This is a genomic window from Desulfurivibrio alkaliphilus AHT 2 (assembly GCF_000092205.1).
GTDB lineage: Bacteria > Desulfobacterota > Desulfobulbia > Desulfobulbales > Desulfurivibrionaceae > Desulfurivibrio > Desulfurivibrio alkaliphilus.
This window is the reverse complement of the sequence record NC_014216.1, coordinates 1,165,023-1,187,369: the sequence shown is the minus strand read 5'-3', so window position 1 is coordinate 1,187,369 and position 22,347 is coordinate 1,165,023. Positions and strand designations below refer to the sequence as shown.

Genomic DNA, 22,347 nt, shown 5'->3' with positions numbered 1-22,347 from the left:
CTGTTTCGTTTTTTGGGACGGCCAAAGCGGCCAACTCCGAGTGGATGGTATTGGCCGGTCGGAGCAGGCCTGCCTGCCAAGCCCACAGGTGACAGCAGGCAATTAATCGTCGGCTCGACAGTGCAGTGGCGCCACGGGCAGGTTGGCAAAAAGACTAAAAAAAGGGGACAGATCTTTTTTTCTTATCAAAAAAGATCTGTCCCCTTTTTGGTGGGCTTTTGTCGGTTGTTAATCCGGCAGATTATCTTGGCGAACTGCCGTAATGTGCTTTGGGTCGTGCACTCCGAGCATTGGCGCCGGGCTGTGGTTTTTTTGCTTTACCTGCATCCGGTCGGGCTGCGGTGCTGCGGTTGCCGCCGGTCCGTTGGCGCCGGCTCGCCGCCGGTGTTGCCGGCCTTCTGGGGGTTCTGTGACGCACGGTGTCCACCTCGGATCGGGTCAGTGTCAGCCCCGGTTCCTGTTCTTGCAGTGGAATCCGGCGTTTCAGCAGAGACTCGATGTCGTGCAGTTGTTTGTGCTCTTCAGCACAGACAAAAGAGATGGCATTGCCCGAGCAACCGGCGCGGCCGGTACGGCCAATGCGGTGGACATAATCCTCGGGCACATTGGGCAGCTCATAGTTCACAACATGGGGCAACTGTTCAATGTCGAGGCCGCGCGCGGCAATATCGGTGGCCACCAGCACCCGCACCTTGCCCTGCTTGAAGTCGGCCAGCGCCCTGGTTCTGGCCCCCTGGCTCTTGTTGCCGTGAATCGCCGTGCTGGAAATCCCATCCTTGGCAAGTTGGCCGGCAAGACGATTGGCCCCATGCTTGGTGCGGGTAAAGACCAGTACCTGCTGCCAGTTTTGCCCGGAAATCAAATGCGAGAGCAGGGCCCGCTTGAGACCTTTGTCGATTCGGTAAATTGCCTGATCAACCTGCTCGGCAGCGGTATTGCGCCTGGCGACCTCAATCAGCGTCGGTGATTTCAGCAGGCCATCGGCCAGGCGCTTGATCTCGTCGGAAAAGGTAGCTGAAAACAGTAAATTCTGGCGCTGAATCGGCAGCAGGGCAAGAATTTTCCGGATGTCGCGGAGAAAGCCCATGTCGAGCATCCGGTCCGCTTCATCCAGCACCAGCATCTCAACCTTCGACAGATCGATGGTCTTCTGGCTGACGTGGTCAAGCAGACGGCCGGGAGTGGCCACCAGAATGTCGACCCCTTGGCGCAATGTCGTGATCTGTGGCCGGATGCTGACCCCGCCGAAAACCACGGTGGTGCGCAGTGGCAGATGCTTGCCATACAACCGGAAACTCGCTTCAACCTGAGCGGCCAACTCGCGGGTGGGAGTAAGGACCAGGGCCCGAATCGGGCGCGATTTTTGGGCCGGCTTTTCGCTTAACCGCTGCAATAAAGGCAGGGCAAAGCCGGCGGTTTTGCCGGTTCCAGTCTGGGCACCGGCCAGCAGATCGCCGCCTTGCAACACCACGGGAATGGCTTTGCTTTGAATGGGTGATGGTTGGCTGTAGCCCGATTCAGATACAGCACGGAGCAGTTCGGCACGCAGGCCGAGTTCGTTGAACGTCATGATATTGTATTCTCGAAAAATTGTGAACCGGCCTATCCCAGGCGCGGGCGCACAGGGAACGGTCTGAAGGCAGGAGTCTGTTGTAAGGGTGTCGAGGAGTAAATGTTGCGAGGAACACGCAGGAATAAACAGAAGGACACACTAGCCGACGTCGACCGAAGACGTCAAAGACAGAAAACACTAACAGTTTTACACTTGGTTGTCCAGTAAAAAGGTGCGTAAACGCGCAATTTCTGGCTGACGAAAAATGGGCCTGGGTTGCCAAACCATTGCTTTATCCCCTGCCACATTTGTCCCCGTTAATTCCAAAATAGTTTGACATCCGCCCATGAGAGCTGCTAATGTCACTGCCGGTAGCACAAAACAAAAAAATATCACACTTGGCGGTTCGTTGAAAAACTGGCTGTTTAAGAGAAAACTACTCAAACTGAAGAAGGAGTAAGCACCATGAGGCTGTTGTCCAAAACCCTGGCAGTTATGACCCTGGTTGTTGTGGTGGGCACTTTTAGTACGGTTGAAGCCCATGAAATAAAGCTTTACCTGGAGCAGAAAGCAAAGGTGAACGAGCCGGTGCGCATCGAGTTTGCCCTGGGCCACTTTCCCGACATCTTTGACCATGAACATCCCTTTTTCCAGCAGGTGGGAGCCTCCAAACTGGTGGTGCTGGATCAGAACGGGGCGGTGTTTCCGCTGGATTATCAGCGGCAAGATGATCGTTACGTGGCTGAATTTACTCCAAAGCGGGAAGGGGTTTACTGGGTGGTAAACCATGTTACCAGGGGAGTGGTGGACCGCAGCGGCAGTAATCCGCCGGCGGGTATGCAACTGCGCTATTACGACGCCAAGGCGCCCCTGGTGGTGGGTGGCGGTCGGCCTCCCCAGGCCTGGCCCACCTTCCTGCACGTGGGAGTACAGAGCACCGCTAACATGCCTGCCAGGGTGGGGGACACCTTCAGCGGCCAGGTAACTTATCGGGGAGAAAAGGTGGCCGACCAGGCGGTGATGCTGGTCAGCCCCTCCGAGCGCGCCCGGGAACTGGTGACCGACGCCAACGGCCGCGTGGAGGCAACGCTTAACGAGCCGGGTACCTGGCTGATCAAGACAACCATGGTTGACCCGCAACGCTCCGGCGTTTACGGTGGGGCAGCTTACGATCGGGTTCGCTACAACTCTTCCATGTATCTGGAAATCAGCGAATAAAAGCCGCCTGACCGACAATATTTTTGGGGCCTTGGGGCTTTGGCCAACAGTCAGTTGAAAAAGTCGGGGAAGGCTTTTTCAACTGACTGTTATTAAGGAGTGTCGCATGATTAACCGCAAGCCAAGCAAAGCAACATCCGCCATTTTTTTTCGCCCAGCCGCAATCTGGTTTGCGATGGCGTTGATGGCCGCGCTGCTGCTGGGGTTGTTGCTGCCGGCTGGGGCTGAGGCCCACCGCATCATGATGGAAGAAAAGCGGGCCGGTGAGCTTTGGGTCTATTATGAAGGTCGGCTTCCGGCGGCTGAAGTGCCGTTGACCATCATGGATGAACGGGGCGAGGTGGTGCTGCGGGGAGAAACCGACGCGGAAGGGCGTTTTTATTTTTCCCCCCACCCGGCCGCCGTGGTGGCCAGGGCTGATGACGGCATGGGCCACCGGGTGGTTTTCGACCTGGAAAAAAGCGCCATGGAAGGAGCCTTCATCGGTGAGCAACTGCCTCAACCCCTGCGGATCGTCTTGGGGCTGGGGATTATCTTTTTGCTTGCCGGCGCCCTGTATCTTTGGGGGAAATCCAGCCGAGAAAAGTGATCTGGCCGCTGCTCAGGTTTTCGGCGGGCGGTGCGGCTGTTCGCTTACCCACGCGGTTTGGCGCGGGCGGTGGGCGCTGCCTGGCGGGGGTCGTCCGGCCAGTGGTGCTTGGGGTAGCGCCCCTGCAGTTCTTTTTTCACCTGATGGTAGCCGCTGTCCCAGAAGCCGCGCAGGTCGGTGGTAATTTGCACCGGTCGGCCGGCGGGAGAGAGCAGGTGCAGCAGCACCGGCACCCGTCCCTGGGCAATCATGGGGGTATCTTCCAGACCGAACATCTCCTGCAGGCGAACGGCCAGCACCGGTGGCCGGTCGGGTTGGTAGGCCAGCTTGCGGCGACTGCCGCTGGGCACCACTAAATGGGTGGGAACCTCGCGGTCTAAATAGCGCTGCTGCTGGTAATCGAGCTGGGCGGCCAGGATGGCGGCCAGGTCGAGCTTGCGCAGTTGCTCGGCGGTTTTAATTCCGTCCAGCCATGGTCCCAGCCACTGCTCCAGGTGCTGGCTTAAGTATTGATCATCCACCCGGGGCCAGTTACCCTCCGGCTGCCACTGGCCGATACAGATCAGCCGGGCCTGTAATTCCCGGGCCCGGTCATTCCAGGGCAGCAACGACAGCCCGTTTTTCCCCGTTTCCCCACTTTCCTTGATCGCCTGCAGCAAAACCCGGCGCACCGCTTCCGGGTCCGGGTCGGCCAAGGGGGCGACTTCCAGGGTCAACTGTTTGAAGCATACCACGCTTTGCCCCTTAACGGCGCCGGCCTCGCGGTCCCAGTAAAGCTCTTCCCGGTTTTGCAGCTGTTCCGGAAAGAGGCGGGGCAGGGCGGCGGGGTTAAGGGCGCCGGCCAGGAAAATCCGGCCTTCGCGGCGGCCGGCGTCCAGCTCTGCCACCGCCAGGTATTCCTGGTCGGCCAGGCGGTCACCGGTGGGTAGAGTGGCGCCGCGACCGCCGCTGAGCTTGTATTTGCCCCGCATGCCGGGGCGCCTCCGGGCGATGCGGTCGGGATAGGCCAGGGCCAGCAGTTCCCCGCTGTCCAGGGTTGGGCCGCGGCTTTCCTGGTGGCGAATGATTCGTTGTAATTGGCTGGCGGTGCGGTCAACCCGCCGGCAGGCCGCGTGGTCGATTTCCTGCCCGCTGGCTAAGGTTTGCCGTGGCCGTCGCCGTTCATCAGGAGCCGCCGTCTGGCGGGCGCTTGCTTGGCGCCAGCGGCGCAGGGCCTCCAGGCGCTCATCAAGATCGGCCGGTTTATCCTGCCCTTTAAGCAGATCCCGTTCCGACAGCAGCGCCGCCAGGTCGCAGGCGATCTCTCCGGCCCCCGCCTCGGCGGCCTTGAGCAGCATCAACCCCAGGCGCGGATGCACGGGTAGTTCGTTGATTAGGCGCCCCAGAGGGGTGACCCGCCCTTGTTGATCGACGGCCCCCAGGGCAAGCAGCAGTTCCCGGGCCTGGGCGCAGGGGCCGGGAGGCGGTGGGTCAAGCCAGGTCAGTTCAGCGGGGTTGCCCACCCCCCAGCAGGCCAGTTCCAGCAGCAGGGGGGCCAGATCGGCATTGAGGATTTCCGGCGGTTCAAAGGGCAGCAGGCCTTGTTCTTCGCCGGGGTGCCACAGGCGCAGGCAGTGGCCGGGACCCAGCCGCCCGGCCCGGCCGGTTCGCTGGGTGGCGGCGGCTTGCGAGATGCGGCGGGTGGTCAGGCGGCTTAAACCGCTGTTGGGGTCGAACCGGGGACGGCGCTGCCAGCCGCTGTCCACCACGGTGTGAATACCTTCAATGGTAAGGCTGGTCTCGGCAATGGAGGTGGCCAGAATAATCCGCCGCCGGCCGCCGGGGTCCGGTTGCACCGCCGCCGCCTGGGCGGCCAGAGGCAGATCGCCGTAGAGGGGGTAAATTGTCGTCGCCGCCGGCGGATTATCGCTCAGCAACTGGTGGCATAACCTGATTTCTCCGGCTCCGGGCAGAAAGGCCAGGATGTCGCCGGGGTGCTCCCGCCAGGCCCGGCGGATGGCGGCGGCGGTTTGGGCGGCGATTTCCCGAGGGTAGGGGAAGCTGCCGGCGGCGGTGGCCAGATGCTCGATGCTGACCGGAAAGCTTTCTCCTTCGGCCCCGATCACCGGGGCCTGGTCCAGCAGGGCGCTTAGCGGTTCGCTGTCCAGGGTGGCGGACATCAGCAGAATTTTTAAATCCGGCCGCAGGCCTTGTTGTACGTCCCGGCAGAGGGCCAGGGCCAGGTCGGCCTCCAGGCTGCGTTCGTGGAATTCGTCGAAGATCACCAGGCCGATGCCGGCCAGTTCCGGGTCGGACTGCAGTTGCCGGGTCAACGTGCCTTCGGTGAGCACCTCGAGCCGGGTGGCTGCCGATACCCGGCTTTCAAAACGGACCCGGTAACCGATGCTTTGCCCCACCGTTTCGTTGCGGCTCTGCGCCATGAAGGTGGCGGCCAGGCGCGCGGCCAGGCGCCGGGGCTGCAGCAGCAGGATTTTTTGCCCCGCCAGCCACGGCTCATCAAGCAGGGCCGGCGGGACCAGGGTGGTCTTGCCCGAGCCCGGCGGGGCGGTGAGGATCACCGCCGCCTGCCGGGCCAGTTCACGGCGCAGCTGCGGTATGACGTGGTGGACGGGTAAAGTTGATGGCATGAAGAAAATCGGCTTTGGCTGAGGGTAAGAACCGGCAAACGTTTAGCGGCTGGTGGCCTGGTTTCAGGTAAGGTCGTAAACCCGTCGCAGCAGCTCTTTTTCGTCTTCGTAGGTTAGTTGCGCCAAGGCTTCGGCCGGCGGCAGCCAGTGCAGTTGCTGCACCTCGCCGGAGGGCTGGAAAGCATCCGGGTCGCCCAGGGGCTGCATCTTCCAGTAAAGTACCACCTTGGGGGTGCCCCCGACAAAGTACTGTACACAGCCGGCAAAATCACCCAGCCGTACCCGGCAGCCGGTTTCCTCGTACACCTCCCGCAGGGCGGTGGCCGGCAGGCTTTCGCCGGGATCCTGCTTGCCCTTGGGGAGGCTTAAATCGTTGTGGTAGCGCTGGCGCTGTACAAGGGCAATGCGCAATTCCGGGCCCCGGCCCCGCTCCACAATGCCGCCGGCGGCCATGATCAGCAGCCTGTCCGGCGATTGCTCCTCAACTTGGCTTGCTTCACTCATCTCACTCATCACTAATTGTCCTCAGCCAGTAAAACTCCTGGCTTGGCATTACCCGGGCAGCGGGGTATCTGGCGGCCGCCGCCTGCCGGTCGGCGATAATTTCGTTCATGATTTTTTCCTTTTCCGGGCCGCTGGTCAGCAGCAGCACCCGGCGGGCACTGTTGATGGCGGGCAGGGTCAGGGTAAGGCGGGGTACGGGCGGGTTGCCTGCAGGCTCGGTCTCCGCCGCCACCAGCCGGTCTTGTTCCGCCAGTAGCGCCGAGCCGGGAAACAGCGAGGCGATATGGCCATCGCTGCCCATGCCCAGCAGGACAAGATCGAAACTGTTCACCGCAAAATCGCGACAAAAATCTTCAATCTGGCGCTGGTAGGCGGCGGCAGCTCGTTTGGGATCCGGGTCCTCGCCGGTCATGCGGTGGATATTGTCCGCCGGCACCTGGCCGGGGGCCAGCAGGGTGGCGGCGGCGCGGCCGAAGTTGCTGTCCGGGTGCTCCGGCGGCAGGCAGCGTTCGTCGCCCTGGAAAAGATGGGTTAACTCCCAGGGCATTTGCGCCAGGAAGGGCGGGGCGGCCAGGCGCCGGTACAGGGGCAGAGGGGTGCCGCCGCCGGCCAGCACCAGAGAGAAAACCCCCCGCTCGATCACCGCCGCCAGGGCGCTGGTCAGCACCAATTCGGCGGCAGCCTGGGCCATCTGGTCGGTATTGGCAAATTTTTTAATTTCCATCAGGCTTTCCTGGTGTTCAAGGTTTAAGATGAGGTAAGCGTTCAGCAGTGCCGCAGGTTCGGGCAAGCAGCCAGGCGCAGCGTACCCCCTGTACGTAAGCCTGGCTGCTTGCCCGAAGATGCGGTGCTGCTGAACGCTTACCATGGCAGCATCTGGTTGAGCAGGTTGGCCAGCGGCGCCAGTAGCAGCCCGCTGATCACCGCAAAGCCCAGCAACAGCAGCAATGCTTGTTGGGCCAGACGGGCATTGGTACGTTGCTTAAGGAACCAGTAAACCAACCCGGCCATCACCCCCCAGGCCAGCAGGGTCAGCAGGATGCGGTATTCCAGGTACAGCGCCTGGCGGGGCAGCAGCCCGAGCACGGCCCAGCAACCCAGGGCCAGCCCCGCCGCCAGCGGCCAGCTCAGCGGTTGGAAGGAATAATCCCGCCGCCCCTGGTCATTGATGGCCGCCACCTGCATTTTGAGCTTGCGGCTCAGGACGAAATCGGTGTATGCGATCACGTAGATCAGCAGCAGCCCGATAAATGTGCCCAGCAAAATGTTCATGATAGTTCCTTAGGTTGGTGCTTAATCATCCAACATAACACCATTGCAGGCGACCGGTAAAGATGCTTTCCGGTTGGGGAGCAGCAGCACACCGCAATGGCCATGCAACCTCAAAGATCTGTTAGCAGCCGGGATGTAACATGACTTACATTTTCCACAAAAAAAAGTTCCATAAAGAAGCCCTGCGTTTTGCCTTTTGGTCACGCTCTTTCAATTTTAACCCGCAAAACAATGGGAATGTGGCGGTTTATCCCGCGGCCGGGATTATTTATAACCGCATTAAAAAGTCCGGCAATTCAAGTGTCTTGCTTTTCCTGCAAGATGCTTTGGAAGAAAAAAAAGACTGGACCGAAGGCCGCTATCATGAGCAAAAAAGACGGGCCACGGGCAACACCGTCACCCCCTTTGGCTTGAGAGCCAAAGAAATATTTAATCTTAAAAAATATTATTCCTTTACCATCATGCGGAACCCCTATTCTCGCTGTCTGTCAGCTTTTTTGCAGAAAGTGGCGGCCGGGAAAGAACGTTATCGGGGGGTGGCGGGGTTTGGGCAAAATGATGCTGCCGGATTTGAGAGTTTTGTCGCTTTTCTAGAAAACGGCGGGCTGTATTATAATAAGCACTGGTGGCCTCAGGTAGATCTCTTGTTTTGGCCTCCGGAGTATTTTTTTTATATCGGCAAACTGGAGCGCCTGGAGGAAGAACTTCGCCTTATTTTAAGCAGTAACGGGATTACCGTGCCCGAATCGTTAAGCATTAAGGAGCCGCATCCTTCAGAGCAGGAACAGGTTGGGAAGGTTACCAACGCTGGGCAAAAAATGGCAAGATATTACACGGAAGATCTTTACGATCGAATATTTACATTATACCGCCGGGACTTTGAAGTCGGTGGTTACCATAAAAATCAGCGCTAAAAGGCACAAGCATGCTTACCGCCATTGAAATCATTGCCGAGAGAAGAATCAGCGAAGCCATTGCCGCCGGTGGGCTGGATGGTGGTTCGTTAAAGGGCAAACCGCTGGTTTATGAGGATGACAGCCATGTGCCGGCCGAGTTGCGCATGGCTTACAAGGTTTTGAAAAATGCCGGTTATCTGCCCCCGGAACTGGAAACTCGCCGGGAGATCAACCGGCTCGAAGAGTTGATCGCCGCCACCGAGGATGAACATCTGCGGTTGCGGCAGATGAAAAAGCTCAAGGTGTTGAACCTTAAACTCAGCCACCAGCGCCGTCGCCACCTGCACCTGGAAGATGCGGAGTACCGGCGTAAAATAACCGAGAAGATCACGGTGGGTGGCCGGGCAACCGGCGGGCAGCGATAACCGCCCCTGTTGGTAAAGGACGGCTAAGACCGTGTAACCGTTCAGCAGTGCCGCAGGTTCGGGTAAGCAGCCAGGCGCGGCGTACCCCTGTACGTAAGCCTGGCTGATCGCCCGAAGATGTGGTGCTGCTGAACGGTTACAAGACCGTTCAGGGTTGGGCGAGCATTAGCCGGGCTTTGATGGCAGCGCCCCAGAGGCCGCTGTTCTCGGCCTGGATCAAAAAAACCGGGATTTTTGCCAGTAGTCCGTCCATGGTCGGAGAGTGGAGGAATTCTCGGGCGAAAGCGGGATGGGTGAGCAGTTGCGGCGATTTGGCGGCGACTCCCCCGGCGATGTAGAGGCCGCCGGTGGCCAGGGTTTCCAGCACGAAATTGCGGCAGACCCGGGCGTAGAAACGGGCGGCCCAGGCCATGGTTTCCGACTCCGGGCCGAAGGTGGCGGTAACCGCCGCCGGCTCCAGTTTTTTGCCGGTAAGGAAGTGGTGGAGATAGCTCAGGCCCCGGCCGGAGACCACGGTGTTGCCGCTGATCCGCTCTTCCTGCCGTTCCCGGAGCAAAAACTGCAAATAATCCTGTTCCCGGCCGCCGGCAAAAGGGAAATCGGCATGACCCCCCTCGGAGGGAATCACCAGGGGCATGGCCTTTGGCCCGGTGGCGATCGGGGCGCCGGTGCTGGCGGGGGGGGCAAAAAAATCGGCCCCGCCCGGCAACAGCAAGGCTTTGCCCAGGCCGGTACCGGCGCCGATGATCGCCACGGGGGCGCCTTCTCCCGCTTCCGCGGCTTGGCCCGGCAAAACTTTTTCCGCCTGGCTGCCCGGCGGGGCCAGTACCGCCAGGGCCTGGGCCGTGAAGTCGTTGATCAGCAGGGCGCGGGGGAAACTAAACTCTTGTTCGATGGCATCCAGGTCCACCTCCAGGCCGACCAAAGGCAGCTTGCTGTAGCGCCCTTGGCGCTGCACCGGCCCGGCCACCGCCAGTACCGCCAGGTCGGTCTGCTCCGGGGGCAGCGGGAAACCGCCGGCGTAAAGCTGGCGCAACTGGTCGTTGAGGCTTTCCGCCGGAGTGGTTTTCAGCCATTGTTCGGCCTCCAGTACCAGGCCGCGGCTCCAGTTTTGTTGTTTGTTCTCCAGTAAGCAAGGGGATGAGGTTGCGGCGGGCTGGTCCGGGCCGGTGCGGTCATGGTCCGGCAGCGTCAGTTTAAAAAAGGCCCAGCGGCTGTTGGTGCCGCCGATGTCGGCGCAGAGCAACCGGTAGGTCCGCTGTCCACCTGCAGGGGAAGCCTTGGTCGTGGTCGCGCTCATGCCAACTTGTCCAGCACGGCCGCCAGCTTGGCGGTGCTGTCTGCCACTGCGGCATGGGCGTCGATCACCGCCGCGCCCCGGCGTTCGGTTTGGCGGATTTCCCGGGAGTCGGGGAAAAAGGCAATGGGCTCTTCGCCCAGCCCCTCGGCCAGAAAGCGTCGGTCATCCTCGTCCTGGACCAGGTTGCCCACGTAGGAAATATTTTTGATGCGGCATTCCTCGGCCAGTTTTCTGATCTTGAGGGCGGTGCGGATGCCCGATTGCGACGGGATCACCACGATCAGCAGCCGGTCCACCCCGGCGATGGTGCCCCGGCCCAGGTGCTCCACGCCCGCCTCCATGTCCAGCAGCACAACCTGGGCGGGCTTGAGCAGCATGGTGGTCAACAGTCTTTTCAGCACCGTGTTTTCCGCACAGGCGCAGCCGCTTTCGGCACTCTGAATGGCCCCCAGCACCATCAATCTGATGCCGCCTGCTTCGATGGTGAAACGTTCCGGCAGGTCCCCCACCTGGGGATTGATGTTGTAAAAAGCCGAACCCTCCACTCGGCCGGAGCGTTCCCGCAACAGATCTTTCATTTCCGAAATGGGGCGAATGTTTTCCGGTTGTGCCACCCCCAGGCTTTGGGCCATATGGGGGCTGGAATCGGCGTCGATGACCAGGACTTCCTTGCCCATCTCCTTGAATTGGCGGGCCAGCATGGCCATGATGGTGGTTTTTCCCACCCCGCCTTTACCGCTGATAGCTATCTTCATCGTGTACTTCCCTGGTATGTTAGAATATCTGTATATACAGGACAGCACCCGTTATCCAGACGTGATTTTTTTGCGCCTTCCGGGTAAGCTTGGCGACGGTAACCTTTTAAGTGTAACCAAAGGTGGTAAAACCGCAATCAAAAAGGTAAGCGGTCACAGGGCACCGCACCTTGTGGCGATCGAGCCGGCTCACGTACTTAGGTACGCTTCGCCGTCGGGCTTGCCACTGCCATCAAAGCTGGAGGCGGCACCCTGTGACCGCTTACCCCGTGGCCCCGTGATCAGTTACTAAAAAAGGAGGGTGAAAGGTGATCAGTCTTGGTCTGGAATTTCTGCTGCAGGACCCTCCGGCGTATCTGCGGGGTAAACGGCTGGGTTTGCTGTGTAATCAGGCCTCAACCGATCATCGCTTGGGTCATGCCCGCGATCTGCTGAGTCGACGTTTCGGTGCCCAACTCTCCTGTCTCTTTTCCCCCCAACATGGCTTTTTCGCGGAAAAACAGGATAACATGATCGAATCCGGCCACTCCACCGACCCGGTCACCGGCTTGCCCGTTTTCAGCCTTTATGGCGAGGTGCGCAAGCCTACCCCGGCCATGCTGGAACACTGTGACCTGTTACTGGTGGACCTGGTGGATGTGGGTACCCGGGTTTACACCTTTCTCTATACCCTGGCCTACTGTATGGAAGCGGCGGCGGAGCAGGATATACCGGTGGTGGTCCTGGATCGGCCCAACCCGGTGGGCGGCCTGGCGCTGGAGGGCAATCTGTTGCGCCCCTCCTGTCGCTCCTTTGTCGGCCTGTACCCGATTCCCATGCGTCATGGCATGACCCTGGGGGAGTTGGCTTTGATGATCAAGGGGGAGTTCAAGGTTGATTGCCCCCTGGAGGTGATCCCGGTGGGCGGCTGGCGGCGGGAGATGCTGTTTGCCGACACCGGTCTGCCCTGGGTCTTTCCCTCGCCCAACATGCCCTCTTGCCGGACTGCGCTGGTTTACCCCGGGCAGGTGATTTGGGAGGGCACCAATATTTCCGAAGGGCGTGGCACCACCTTGCCCTTTGAACTGTTTGGGGCGCCCTTTTGGCGCCATGATGAGATGCTGGCAGCGATTGCCGAAATCCCGCTGCCCGGCTGTTATCTGCGGCCCCTGGTCTTTGAGCCGGTGGCCGGCAAGTGGGCCGGTGAGCCCTGTGTCGGTTTTCAACTGCATGTAACCGACCCGGCCCGGTTTTTGCCCTACCGCACAACCCTGGCCCTGCTTCAGGCCACGGCCCGCCTTTACCCGGAGTTTGCCTTGAAAGCACCGCCTTATGAGTATGAATACGAAAAGACGCCCATGCACCTGATCCTGGGCGATGAAGACCTCTGGCCCCGGCTGCAGGCCGGGGAGTCGGTGCTGCAACTTGAAGCCGGCTGGCAACCGGAGCTGGACGATTTTGCCCGCCGTCGGCAGGCTTACCTGTTGTATTGAAGCTGATTGCCCATGCGTGACTACCTGTTTGACATAGCCGCCGAGTGCCCCTACGGGCTGCAAAGCCGGGCGGTGTACCGCCAGTCTCCCTGCCCACCATTAAGTGGCGAGATGTTCGATGATTACTTGCAGGCAGGTTTCCGTCGCAACGGTAACATCATGTACACCATGGCCTGCCCCAACTGCCAGGCCTGTGTGCCCATCCGGCTGGCGGTGCGTGATTTCAGGCCCAATCGCAACCAGCGCCGGATCTGGCGCCGCAACCAGGATGTGCGGGTCAGTCAGGGGCCGTTGCAACTGTCGGCCGAAAAACTGGAGTTGTGCGAACGTTTTCTGGCCTGCCGTTATCCCGATCAGGAGTGCGTGCCGGGGTCGGAAGGGGTGGATGGCCGGGCGGTGGACTACTATGGCGGTTTTTTCCTCAACTCCATCACCGACACCTGGGAGATTGCCTACCGGGTTGAAGAACGCCTGCTGGGGCTGGCGGTGGTGGATATTGCCCCCACGGCCTTGAACGCGGTCTATTTCTATTTCGACCCAGACCAGGCCCACCGCAGCCCGGGAATACTCAATATCCTTTCCCTGATCCAACTTTGCCGCCAGGTCAAGCTGGAACACCTTTACCTGGGCTACTGGATCAAAGAAGTACCCGCCATGAGCTACAAATCCCGTTTCAAACCCCACCAACTGCTGCTCGACGGACACTGGCAGACCATCACCCGCAATTGACGTAACCGTCCACCAGAGGTACTAACTTACCGGGTAATTGATCACGAGGGCACGGGGTAAGCGGCCACGGGGTGCCCCAGATTGCGGCAAGCAGACCGGCGCCGCGTACCCCTGTACGCAAGCCGGGCTGATCGCCGCAAGGTGGGGTGCCCCGTGGCCGCTTACCGTTGTTGGCAAATCAGGGTGGCGAAGGCCAGGGCGTACTCTTTTTCGTCGCTGAGGGACAACAGGCCGCGGATGATCCCTTCATCGCGGCAGTATGCTGCGGCTGCGTCGTGGAATTGCAGGCCGGGGCGGCCTCGCTGGTCGTGGACCACGGCAATGCCGGCCAGGGTGATGCCCCGGCTGAAGCCGGTTCCCAAAGCTTTGGCGGCGGCCTCTTTGGCGGCAAAGCGTTTGGCCAGAAAGGCGGCGGTTAGCTGTGGGCGGTGGTGGGGCAAGGCCTGGTATTCCTCCCATTCTCGGGGGGCCAGGATACGGCGGGCAAAGGGGTCGCCGTGGCGCGCCAGGGCTGCGGCAATACGGGGAATGCTGACGATATCGGTGCCAATGCCGTAAATCATGCCCTAACCGTTCCCTGGTGGTTCAGCGTTAAATTTTTCCATGGGCTTGCTCCGGTGGTTTGGCGTCGGCGGAACGGACATAGATGGGGGTTACCCGGCCCGGGTCGACAAAGCGCTCCTGTTGCCATAGCCGGCAGGCCAGCCAGCCGATGGCTCCGGCCCGGGCATAGCATAGCTGGGGGGGAGCAAAAAGGGCCAAGTGACCCAGTTTTTCCTGCAACAGGTCGCGGTACAGCTCGGCGCCGCTGCCCAGCAGCAGGGTTGGCTGGTTGATCCGCTCGGCCAGCTCGGCAGGCGGCAGGGCCAGGTAAGGGGCGGTGCGGGTAAGGGGGCCGATATTGTTTGCCGCCGGGCATTCAGCGGCAGGTTCATCATCAAGTGGGGCGGGGGGCGGGGCGGGTTGGTAATCGGGGCCGTGGTAAAAAGCGGTAAAGACTTCCTGTTTGCGGGCGTCGATCAGGGCGCAGACCGGCAGCGAGCAGCCGGGCAGGGCCACCGCCTGGGCGGCCAGGCCGTCCAGGGAGCTTACCCCGATCAGCGGCTTGCCGGTGGCCAGGGCCAGGCCCTTGACGGTGCTCAGGCCGATGCGCAGGCCGGTAAAACTGCCCGGCCCCAGGCACACGGCCAGGGCATCCAGCTCCTGCCAGTCGGCATCGGCGGCGGTCAGCAACTGTTCCACCGCCTCCAGCAGCCGCCGGGAATGGGTGCGGCTGGACTGCAGCGAATACTCGGCCCGGCACCCCCGCCCGTCCACCAGAGCCACACTGCCGCAACTCCCGGAGGTCTCCAGGGCCAGAATCAGTGGCGGCAAAGAAGCCGGAATGGTGGAAACGCGCTTGGCCATAAAAAATATCTACTAAAAAGTGGTGCTGCTAATATCCGTAAAATCTCCGGTAAACGGGCGGCAGTGCCGCAGGTTGCGGCAAGCGAGCCGGCGCCGCGTACATCAGTACGCAAGCCGGCTCGATCGCCGCAAGATGCGGTGCTGCCGCCCGTTTACCCGTTGAAGAGGCGCATTATGTCGTTGTAAAAGACAAAAAACATCAGCGCCAGCAGCAGCAGGATGCCGACCTGTTGGGCCACCTCCCGCACCCTCATGCTCACCGGCCGGCGAGTGATGGCCTCCACGGTGAAAAAGACCAGGTGGCCGCCGTCCAGCACCGGGATGGGCAGCAGGTTCAAAATGCCCAGGTTGATGCTGATCAGGGCCATGAAGTAGACGAAGTTGATCCAGCCCACCTCCATCTGCTGGCCTGCCAACTGGGCGATCAGGATCGGCCCGCCCAATTCGGTGGCGGGAATGATCTGCTGGATCATTTTCACGATGGCCACCAGGGTCAGCCAGATCAGGCTCCAGGTTTGGGCAAACCCCGCCCCAAGGGCTTCAAAAAGGGAAATCGACTGGTATTCCACCTCGCTGCTGCGGGTGACCCCCAGCATATAGCGTTGTCCCACCACCTCCCCGAAGATGTTTGTTACCTCCTGTTTTTTCGGGGTGCTGGTTACCTGTAACACCTCGCCGTTGCGGCGAATGTCCAGCATAACCGGGCGGCCCTCGCCGTCCCGGATCAACCGGGAGACATCCTCCCAGTCTTCCGTGGCCGTGCCGTTGACCGCCAGGATATGGTCACCGGCCAGCAGTCCGGCTTCGGCAGCGGGGGAGTCCGGCGCCACCTCACCGATCTTGGTGCCCGGCACCGGGTGTGGCAGGCCAATAAAGGCGTATACCAGAAAAAAGAGCAGGACGGCAAAGCCCAGGTTGAAAAAGGGCCCGGCGGCAACGATTAAAAAGCGCTGCCAGAGAGGCTTGCCGGCAAAGGAGCGCTCGGTCTCGGCGGCCTCGGCGGTCTCGCCGGGATTTTCCCCCAGCATGTTGACATACCCCCCCAGGGGCAGGGCGCTGACCTGGTAGTCGGTTTCGCCAATGCGGCGCCCGAACAGCCGGGGGCCGAAGCCCAGAGAGAATTTTAAAACCTTGACGTTGAACAGTTTGGCTACGATAAAATGTCCAAATTCATGGACAAAAATCAGTACACCTAAAACAATGATAAAAGAAATGATTGTGCTCATGGGGTAACCTTGTTTCTTTTTTGCTCGGCCTTGATCATCAACGACTCCACGATGGACTCGGCCATCATGCGGGCGGCCAGGTCAATGGCCAGGACGGTGGCGATGCGTTCCACCGGTTTATGCTCCACCCGGCTGACCGTTTCGGCCACCACCAGGGCAATTTCCGGGAAGCGGATTTTGCCGTCCAGAAAGGCCTCCACCGCCACTTCATTGGCGGCATTCAGGGCCGCCGGCCTGGTGCCGCCCCGCTTGCAGGCCTTGTAGGCCAGTTCCAGGGCGGGAAAACGGCTGTAGTCCGGCGGCAGGAAAGTAAGCGGGCCGGTTTTGGTCAGGTTCAGCCGGGGCAGATCCAGGCGCAGGCGCTCCGGGTAAGCCAGGGCGTATACGATGGGAATCCGCATGTCGGGGATCCCCATCTGGGACACCACCGAGCCGTCGATATACTCCACCATGGAGTGAACGATACTCTGGGGGTGGATCAGCACCTCGATTTGCTCCACCGGGACTCCGAACAGCCAGTGGGCCTCGATCACTTCCAGGCCTTTATTCATCAGGGTGGCGGAATCAATGGAGATCTTGCGGCCCATGGACCAGTTGGGGTGGTTCAGGGCCTGTTCCGGGGTGACTTCCCACAGCTCCCGGGAAGGTTTGTCCCGGAATGGGCCGCCGGAGGCGGTGAGGATCAGCCGGTGGATATCCTGGTGGCGGCCGGCGCTTAATGATTGGGCGATGGCGTTGTGCTCGCTGTCGATGGGCAAGATCTGCACCTGCCGGCGGGCCACGGCGTTCATCACCAGTTCACCGGCCATCACCAGGGTTTCTTTGTTGGCCAGGGCAATGTCCTTGCCAGCCTCAATGCCGGCCATGGTGGGGGTCAGCCCGGCGGCCCCGACAATGGCCGAAACCACCAGGTCGGCTTCCGGCAGGGCGGCCACTTCTTCGTTGCCGGCCCGGCCCACCAGTACCCGTTCGCTCCAGCCCGGCGGCAGGCTCTGGATCAGCTCACCGGCCAGGGTATCGTCGGCCACCGACACCAGCATGGGGTGAAAGGCTTCGATCTGTTCCCGCAGCAGTCGAATATTGCTGCCCGCCGCCATGCCCACTACCCGGAAGCGGCCGGGGTACTGGCGGACCACGTCCAGTACGTTACAGCCGATGGAGCCGGTGGAGCCCAGCAGGGAGATGTTTTTGGTCATGATCTTCGCCGCCTTTTCAGTAAAAACTTTCGGGGCTTAAGAGGCCTGCCAGGCTTGCCCGGCCAGCAGCAGGTAATAAAGCAGTGGCGCCGCCAGCAGCAGGGAGTCGATGCGGTCCAGAATTCCGCCATGCCCCGGCAGCAGAGTGCCGGAATCTTTCACCCCGGCTCCGCGTTTAATCAGCGACTCGGCCAGATCACCGGCCACGCTCAGCAAAGAGAGGATAAAGGTAAAGAGCAGAGCTTGCAACAGGTTGATGGCCGGGAAGAAAAATACCACCACCAGGCCAACCACCAGCAGGGCGGTAAGCACCCCGCCGATCAATCCTTCCACGGTTTTGCCGGGACTAAGGGTCGGGCAGAGCTTGCGGCGCCCCAGTCGGGTGCCGGCATAGTAAGCTCCGCTGTCGGCCGATACGGTGATCAGGCTGGCGATAATCAGCCAGTGACGACCGTTTTCCAGGTTGACCAGCAGGGGCAGGTGGGCCATCAGTAAGCCGAGGTAAAATATCCCAAAGGCTGAAGCCAGCAGGAAAAAAAGCGGCCTTTCCAGGTTGCCGTAGCGAAAAACGGTGAGCAGCAGCAGGCCGACCAAAGCAATAAACAGCGCCCCGGTCATCAGGGTATGGCTTGCCTGGCCGGCGGCCAGCACCGGCAGCAGGCCGAAAGCCAGCAAAGCAGGCCGCATGGCCGGCTCACCGCCGCCGACCAGCAGCATGTTGCCGTATTCGTGCAGGATCAGCAGGGTCAGCAGGCAGACCGTCAGCCAGAAGAGCCAGAAGGGGGCGTAGAGCAGCAGCAAAAGCCAGGCTACGCCAATGCATATGCCGGTCAGTATCCTCTGCATGGCTTGCCGTTCAGCTTTCCACCGGCTGGTCGTTCAGGCGGCCGAACCGGCGCTGTCGCTGCTGGTAGTCGGTGAGGGCGGCCAGGAACTGTTCCCGCCCGAAATCCGGCCAGAGGGTTCTGGTAAAGTACAGTTCGCTGTAGGAAAGTTGCCAGAGTAGAAAATTGCTCAGGCGGCGTTCGCCGCCGGTACGGATCAGCAGGTCGGGATCGGGCAGCTCGGCGGTGTCCAGCTCCGCGGCCAGGGTTTGTTCGTTGATCTGGGCCGGGGTTAGTTCGCCGTCGGCGACCCGGGCGGCCAATTTCCGGGCGGCCCGGATCAGTTCATCGCGGCCGCCGTAGCTCAAGGCCAGGTTGAGGATCAGGCCGTCGTTGTCGGCGGTTTCCCGGATGGTGTTTTCCAGAATCCTTCGTACCTTGGTGGGCAGGCGGTCGATGTGGCCGCAGGTCCGCAGGCGAACCCGGTTTTGCACCATCTGCTCGAGCTGGCTTTCCAGGTAGGTTTTGAGCAACCCCATCAGGCCTTCCACTTCAGGGCCGGGGCGTTGCCAGTTTTCAGTGGAAAAGGCGTAAAGGGTCAGGGCTTCAAGGTTCAGCTCGCCGGCGCACCGCACCACCGCCTGCACCGAGCGAACCCCGGCCTGGTGCCCCATGATCCGGGGTTTGCCCTGCTGGTGGGCCCAGCGGCCGTTACCGTCCATGATAATGGCGACATGGCGGGGCAGATTGGCCGGGTCATGCGTCATCAGACTTCCATCATCTCTTTTTCTTTCTCTGCCATGATACTGTCGATCTGTTTGATAAAACGATCAGTTTCCTGCTGGGCTTCGTCCTGGAGGCGGAAAAAATCATCCTCGGGCAGTTGCTTGTCGTTTTTCAGTTTTTTCAGGGTATCAATGGCCTCCCGGCGGGAGTTGCGGACGGCCACCCGGTACTCCTCGCTGATCTTCTTGACCTGCTTGACCATCTCTTTGCGGCGCTCTTCGGTGAGCTGGGGGATCATCAGGCGGATCACCTTGCCGTCGCTGTTGGGGGTCAGGCCGATGTCGGAGGCGTGAATGGCCTTTTCGATGGCGCTTACCTGCTGGGCGTCCCAGGGTTGGATCACGATCATCCGACTTTCGGGAATGGTCAGGGTGGCAACCTGGTTCAAAGGCATGCTGGAGCCGTAGGCTTCGACCTTCACCCCATCCAGCAGGCTCAGGGAAGCCCGGCCGGTGCGGATTCTGGACAACTCCCGGCGGTAGGCTTCAATGCTTTTCTCCATTTTGTCGGACATTTCCAGAATTACTTCATCCATGGCGTCACCCCCGTGGTATTGGTGGTTCGGTATTTGTTGTGGCGATTACGAGATCAGGGTTCCCACCTGTTTGCCGCTCACCGCCTGGCGCATGTTGCCGGCCACCATCATGTCGAAGACCATGATCGGCATGGCGTTATCCATGGCCAGGGAAATCGCTGCCGAGTCCATGACCTTCAACTGGCGGCTCAATACTTCCTGAAAGCTTAAGTGGTCGAAGCGGACGGCGTTGGGGTTGCGCAGGGGATCTTGGTCGTATACGCCGTCCACCCTGGTGGCTTTGCAGACCAGGTCGGCCCTGATCTCCAGCGCCCGGAGCATGGCGGCGGTGTCGGTGGTGAAATAAGGGTTGCCGGTACCGGCGGCAAAAATCACCACCCGTCCTTTGGCGAGATGGTGAAAGGCCTTCTGGCGGGAAAAGGGCTCACAAACCGTGGGCATGGCCAGGGCGGAAAGAACCCGGGCCGCCACCCCGTGGCGCTCCAGGGCATCGTGCAGGGCCAGGGCGTTGATCACCGTGGCCAGCATGCCCATGTTGTCGGCGGTGCTCCGGTCCATGCCGGAGGCGGAGCCGGCCATGCCGCGAAAGATGTTGCCGGCCCCGACCACCAGGCCGGTTTCCACCCCGGCCGCGGTTACGGCCCGAATTTCCCCGGCCAGGTAATCGAGGACTTCCGGCTTGATACCGTGAGACTGATCTCCCATCAGGGCTTCGCCACTGAGTTTGAGCAGCACCCGGCGGCAACCCTGGCTGCCTTCGCCGGTCGGTTGGCGGTTATGGGCGGTGGTTGGTTCGTTCATTTGGCAACCGATACTTAAGCGCCGACCTGAAAACGGGCAAAACGTTTGATGGAGATGTTCTCGCCCAGGGTGGCGATCAACTCATTGAGCAGATCCTGAATGGAAAGATCCGGGTTTTTAACGTATTTTTGTTCCATCAGGCAAACCTCGCCGTAGTACTTGTCGATCTTGCCGTCGATGATCTTTTCTACGATATTTTCCGGTTTGCCGGAGTCCAGAGCCTGCTGCTTGTAGATATTACGCTCCCGCTCCAGGGCATCGGCGGGGACTTCTTCGCGGCGGATGGCAATGGGGCTGGCGGCGGCGATATGCATGGCAACATTTTTAGCAAAATCCTGGAAGTCGCTGTTTTTAGCCACGAAATCGGTTTCGCAGCCCACTTCCACCATCACCCCGAGCTTGCCGCCGGCGTGGATGTAGGTCTCGATTACCCCTTCACTGGTTGCCCGATCGGCTCGTTTTTGGGCCACTGCCAGGCCTTTTTGACGCAGGAAGTCGACGGCTTTTTCCATGTCGCCGCCGGTTTCGTTAAGGGCCTTTTTGCAATCCATCATCCCCGCATTGGTTTTATCGCGGAGTTCCTTGACCATCTGGGAAGTAATCTGCACGGGTGTCACCTTTTATCTGATTGGCAAATAGTTAGGATATTGTTTTTGGTTTCAGTTGTTGCGTGAGGCAAAAAAACGAGCCACAAAGCCCGGAGCAGGCAGGTGGCTTCGGCAGAGACCCACCCGGGCAAAGGACGGTTTGGCTGGTTGACCCAAAACCGTCCTTTGCCTTTCAGGGCAGGCAAAAGGGCAATCAGGCTGCCGCCGGGGTCGCCTCTTTAGAGGCGGCTTCAACTTCGGCTTCCTGTTTGTCGGCGGCGGCCTGCTGGGCTGCCGTATGACTTTCCTTGCCGTCTAAAATGGCATCGGCCAGTTTGGCGCTGACCAGGCGAATGGACTTGATGGCGTCGTCGTTGCCGGGGATCAGGTGGTTGATGCCCTCGGGGTCGCAGTTGGTGTCGGCGATGGCGAACACCGGGATGCCCAGGCGGTTGGCTTCGGTTACGGCAATGCTCTCACGCTTGGGGTCAACGACGAAAATGGCCGCCGGCAGGGTTTTCATTTCCTTGATGCCGCCCAGGTTGCGCTCCAGCTTGATGGTCTCCTTCTGGATCATCAGGATCTCTTTTTTCTTGTAGCGGTTGATGCTGCCGTCTTCCTGCATGCTGGTGTAAGCTTTCAGGCGATCCACGCTCTTTTTAATGGTCTGGTGGTTGGTGAGCATGCCGCCCAGCCAGCGGTGATCGACATAAAACATGCCGCAACGGGTCGCCTCTTCCCGGATGATCTCCTGGGCCTGGCGCTTGGTGCCGACAAACAGGATGTTGCCGCCCTTGGCGGCGATATCGCGGGCGGCATCGCAGGCTTTATTGAACAGGGGGAGGGTTTTGTCCAGGTTGATGATGTAGATGCCGTTTCTGGCGCCGAAGATGTAAGGTTTCATCTTGGGATTCCAGCGGCGGGTCTGGTGGCCGAAGTGGAGGCCGGCTTCAAGCATTTCCTTCATGTTTACGTGGGACATGGTTTCTCCTTGCAACTGATTTTGGTTGATCCTCCATCCCTTGCTCCCCACCCGGTTTGTTGTGGTTCCGGGCACCAGCGGGGCATTCGGCGGCACCGGCTGAAACGGCCGGGTCCGACAGGGATGTGCGTAGTTGTGAAACCCGCGGACTCTACAGCAAGACGGAAGGTTTTGCAAGCGGGAATAAGAGAAATCGCGGCACGCCCTCCAGGCTGGCCGTGAATTTAAAGACATCGTTCTGGTTAAAAAATGCTTTCGTTAAACCAGGATGTTGATCACCGAGCCGCTCATCCGGCTCTGGCCGGCGCTGACTGCGCTCATGTGTTCGGATTGGGCTTCGCGGAGGCGGCGGGCGGCCTGCTGTTCTTCGGCCCGGGCCTGGCGCAGGCGCTCGACGGCCTGCTGCTTCTGGCGGTGGGAGCGGCGCACATCCTGTTCGGCTTCCTGGCGCCGGCTTTCGGCCTGGCGTACCCGGCGACCCGATTGCAGGGTGTCGTCGTCGCCGGCCGGAGCCTGCCGAGGCACCAGGGCTTGTCCGACCTGCGGTGGGGCGGCAGGGGTATGGGCGCCGATTTCCAGGGCCATGAAGGTCTCCATGTGCAACTTGATGGATGGTGGTAATTTTTCATATCATAACCGACCGCGCTTTGGCAAGTTTTTCGGT

24 protein-coding genes are annotated in these 22,347 nt (G+C 60.5%); 6 read left to right on the top strand and 18 right to left on the bottom strand.

The annotated features are described in order from the left end of the window. Positions 1–241: 241 nt before the first annotated feature. The gene (locus tag DAAHT2_RS05060) at positions 242–1,570 is read right to left on the bottom strand and encodes a DEAD/DEAH box helicase (RefSeq protein WP_013163222.1); all 1,329 of its coding nucleotides are present in this window, start codon (positions 1,568–1,570) and stop codon (positions 242–244) included. Between the two features lie 447 nt (positions 1,571–2,017). Here DAAHT2_RS05060 and DAAHT2_RS05055 point away from each other — a divergent pair, with 447 nt between their 5' ends. Both DAAHT2_RS05055 and DAAHT2_RS05050 read left to right on the top strand, forming a co-directional pair. Beyond that, positions 2,018–2,770 (top strand): DUF4198 domain-containing protein, encoded by a 753-nt coding sequence (locus DAAHT2_RS05055; protein WP_013163221.1) that lies wholly within the window; start codon positions 2,018–2,020, stop codon positions 2,768–2,770. Positions 2,771–2,945: 175 nt separating this feature from the next. After that, the gene (locus DAAHT2_RS05050) at positions 2,946–3,359 is read left to right on the top strand and encodes a hypothetical protein (RefSeq protein ID WP_157861416.1); all 414 of its coding nucleotides are present in this window, start codon (positions 2,946–2,948) and stop codon (positions 3,357–3,359) included. Positions 3,360–3,403: 44 nt separating this feature from the next. On the opposite strand, the gene hrpB is transcribed toward DAAHT2_RS05050, so the two are convergent. The 4 genes from hrpB to DAAHT2_RS05030 all read right to left on the bottom strand — a co-directional run bounded on the left by hrpB (position 3,404) and on the right by DAAHT2_RS05030 (position 7,762). After that, positions 3,404–5,986 (bottom strand): ATP-dependent helicase HrpB, encoded by a 2,583-nt coding sequence (gene hrpB / locus DAAHT2_RS05045; protein ID WP_013163219.1) that lies wholly within the window; start codon positions 5,984–5,986, stop codon positions 3,404–3,406. Between the two features lie 63 nt (positions 5,987–6,049). Further along, the gene (locus DAAHT2_RS05040) at positions 6,050–6,499 is read right to left on the bottom strand and encodes an NUDIX hydrolase (protein ID WP_013163218.1); all 450 of its coding nucleotides are present in this window, start codon (positions 6,497–6,499) and stop codon (positions 6,050–6,052) included. Then, positions 6,492–7,214 carry a 6-phosphogluconolactonase gene (pgl, locus tag DAAHT2_RS05035; protein WP_013163217.1) on the bottom strand — a complete coding sequence of 241 codons (723 nt, stop codon included), beginning with the start codon at positions 7,212–7,214 and terminating at the stop codon, positions 6,492–6,494. The genes DAAHT2_RS05040 and pgl overlap by 8 nt, the downstream gene beginning before the upstream one ends. A gap of 137 nt (positions 7,215–7,351) precedes the next feature. Further along, positions 7,352–7,762 (bottom strand): hypothetical protein, encoded by a 411-nt coding sequence (locus DAAHT2_RS05030; RefSeq protein ID WP_013163216.1) that lies wholly within the window; start codon positions 7,760–7,762, stop codon positions 7,352–7,354. A gap of 140 nt (positions 7,763–7,902) precedes the next feature. On the opposite strand from DAAHT2_RS05030, the gene DAAHT2_RS05025 reads away from it, so the two are divergent. Both DAAHT2_RS05025 and DAAHT2_RS05020 read left to right on the top strand, forming a co-directional pair. Beyond that, entirely contained in the window at positions 7,903–8,676 is a 774-nt protein-coding gene (locus tag DAAHT2_RS05025) for a sulfotransferase family 2 domain-containing protein (RefSeq protein WP_013163215.1), read from the top strand. An 11-nt stretch (positions 8,677–8,687) separates the two neighbouring features. Continuing rightward, a complete protein-coding gene (locus DAAHT2_RS05020; RefSeq protein WP_013163214.1) occupies positions 8,688–9,083 on the top strand; it encodes a DnaJ family domain-containing protein in 396 nt (131 codons plus the stop codon). A 148-nt stretch (positions 9,084–9,231) separates the two neighbouring features. On the opposite strand, the gene DAAHT2_RS05015 is transcribed toward DAAHT2_RS05020, so the two are convergent. Together DAAHT2_RS05015 and DAAHT2_RS05010 are read right to left on the bottom strand one after the other, a co-directional pair. Then, positions 9,232–10,383, bottom strand: coding sequence for a glucokinase (locus DAAHT2_RS05015; RefSeq protein ID WP_013163213.1), 1,152 nt, complete (start codon positions 10,381–10,383; stop codon positions 9,232–9,234). Next, positions 10,380–11,138, bottom strand: a complete 759-nt coding sequence (locus tag DAAHT2_RS05010; protein ID WP_013163212.1) for an ATP-binding protein — start codon at positions 11,136–11,138, stop codon at positions 10,380–10,382. The genes DAAHT2_RS05015 and DAAHT2_RS05010 overlap by 4 nt, the downstream gene beginning before the upstream one ends. 308 nt (positions 11,139–11,446) lie before the next feature. Here DAAHT2_RS05010 and DAAHT2_RS05005 point away from each other — a divergent pair, with 308 nt between their 5' ends. Both DAAHT2_RS05005 and DAAHT2_RS05000 read left to right on the top strand, forming a co-directional pair. Next, on the top strand, positions 11,447–12,610 hold the full coding sequence (locus DAAHT2_RS05005) for an exo-beta-N-acetylmuramidase NamZ family protein (protein WP_013163211.1): 1,164 nt from the start codon (positions 11,447–11,449) through the stop codon (positions 12,608–12,610). 12 nt (positions 12,611–12,622) lie between these two features. Next, positions 12,623–13,339, top strand: a complete 717-nt coding sequence (locus DAAHT2_RS05000) for an arginyltransferase (protein ID WP_013163210.1) — start codon at positions 12,623–12,625, stop codon at positions 13,337–13,339. 161 nt (positions 13,340–13,500) lie between these two features. Here the strand turns inward: DAAHT2_RS05000 and acpS are convergent, their stop codons facing one another. From acpS to DAAHT2_RS04945, 11 genes are all read right to left on the bottom strand, one after another. Continuing rightward, the gene (gene acpS, locus DAAHT2_RS04995; RefSeq protein WP_013163209.1) at positions 13,501–13,902 is read right to left on the bottom strand and encodes a holo-ACP synthase; all 402 of its coding nucleotides are present in this window, start codon (positions 13,900–13,902) and stop codon (positions 13,501–13,503) included. 28 nt (positions 13,903–13,930) lie between these two features. Further along, complete coding sequence (tsaB, locus tag DAAHT2_RS04990; protein WP_013163208.1) at positions 13,931–14,746, bottom strand: tRNA (adenosine(37)-N6)-threonylcarbamoyltransferase complex dimerization subunit type 1 TsaB; 816 nt, start codon at positions 14,744–14,746, stop codon at positions 13,931–13,933. Between the two features lie 152 nt (positions 14,747–14,898). After that, complete coding sequence (rseP, locus tag DAAHT2_RS04985) at positions 14,899–15,972, bottom strand: RIP metalloprotease RseP (protein ID WP_013163207.1); 1,074 nt, start codon at positions 15,970–15,972, stop codon at positions 14,899–14,901. Next, the gene (locus DAAHT2_RS04980; RefSeq protein ID WP_013163206.1) at positions 15,969–17,168 is read right to left on the bottom strand and encodes a 1-deoxy-D-xylulose-5-phosphate reductoisomerase; all 1,200 of its coding nucleotides are present in this window, start codon (positions 17,166–17,168) and stop codon (positions 15,969–15,971) included. The genes rseP and DAAHT2_RS04980 overlap by 4 nt, the downstream gene beginning before the upstream one ends. 36 nt (positions 17,169–17,204) lie before the next feature. Continuing rightward, entirely contained in the window at positions 17,205–18,014 is an 810-nt protein-coding gene (locus DAAHT2_RS04975) for a phosphatidate cytidylyltransferase (protein ID WP_013163205.1), read from the bottom strand. A gap of 10 nt (positions 18,015–18,024) precedes the next feature. Further along, positions 18,025–18,759, bottom strand: a complete 735-nt coding sequence (gene uppS / locus DAAHT2_RS04970; RefSeq protein ID WP_013163204.1) for an undecaprenyl pyrophosphate synthase — start codon at positions 18,757–18,759, stop codon at positions 18,025–18,027. Then, positions 18,759–19,313 carry a ribosome recycling factor gene (gene frr, locus DAAHT2_RS04965; protein ID WP_013163203.1) on the bottom strand — a complete coding sequence of 185 codons (555 nt, stop codon included), beginning with the start codon at positions 19,311–19,313 and terminating at the stop codon, positions 18,759–18,761. The genes uppS and frr overlap by 1 nt, the downstream gene beginning before the upstream one ends. A gap of 45 nt (positions 19,314–19,358) precedes the next feature. Next, the gene (pyrH, locus tag DAAHT2_RS04960; RefSeq protein ID WP_013163202.1) at positions 19,359–20,114 is read right to left on the bottom strand and encodes a UMP kinase; all 756 of its coding nucleotides are present in this window, start codon (positions 20,112–20,114) and stop codon (positions 19,359–19,361) included. Between the two features lie 14 nt (positions 20,115–20,128). Next, a complete protein-coding gene (tsf, locus tag DAAHT2_RS04955; RefSeq protein WP_013163201.1) occupies positions 20,129–20,722 on the bottom strand; it encodes a translation elongation factor Ts in 594 nt (197 codons plus the stop codon). A 193-nt stretch (positions 20,723–20,915) separates the two neighbouring features. Further along, complete coding sequence (gene rpsB, locus DAAHT2_RS04950) at positions 20,916–21,683, bottom strand: 30S ribosomal protein S2 (protein WP_013163200.1); 768 nt, start codon at positions 21,681–21,683, stop codon at positions 20,916–20,918. A 258-nt stretch (positions 21,684–21,941) separates the two neighbouring features. Then, positions 21,942–22,268 carry a hypothetical protein gene (locus DAAHT2_RS04945; RefSeq protein ID WP_013163199.1) on the bottom strand — a complete coding sequence of 109 codons (327 nt, stop codon included), beginning with the start codon at positions 22,266–22,268 and terminating at the stop codon, positions 21,942–21,944. Positions 22,269–22,347 lie beyond the last annotated feature (79 nt).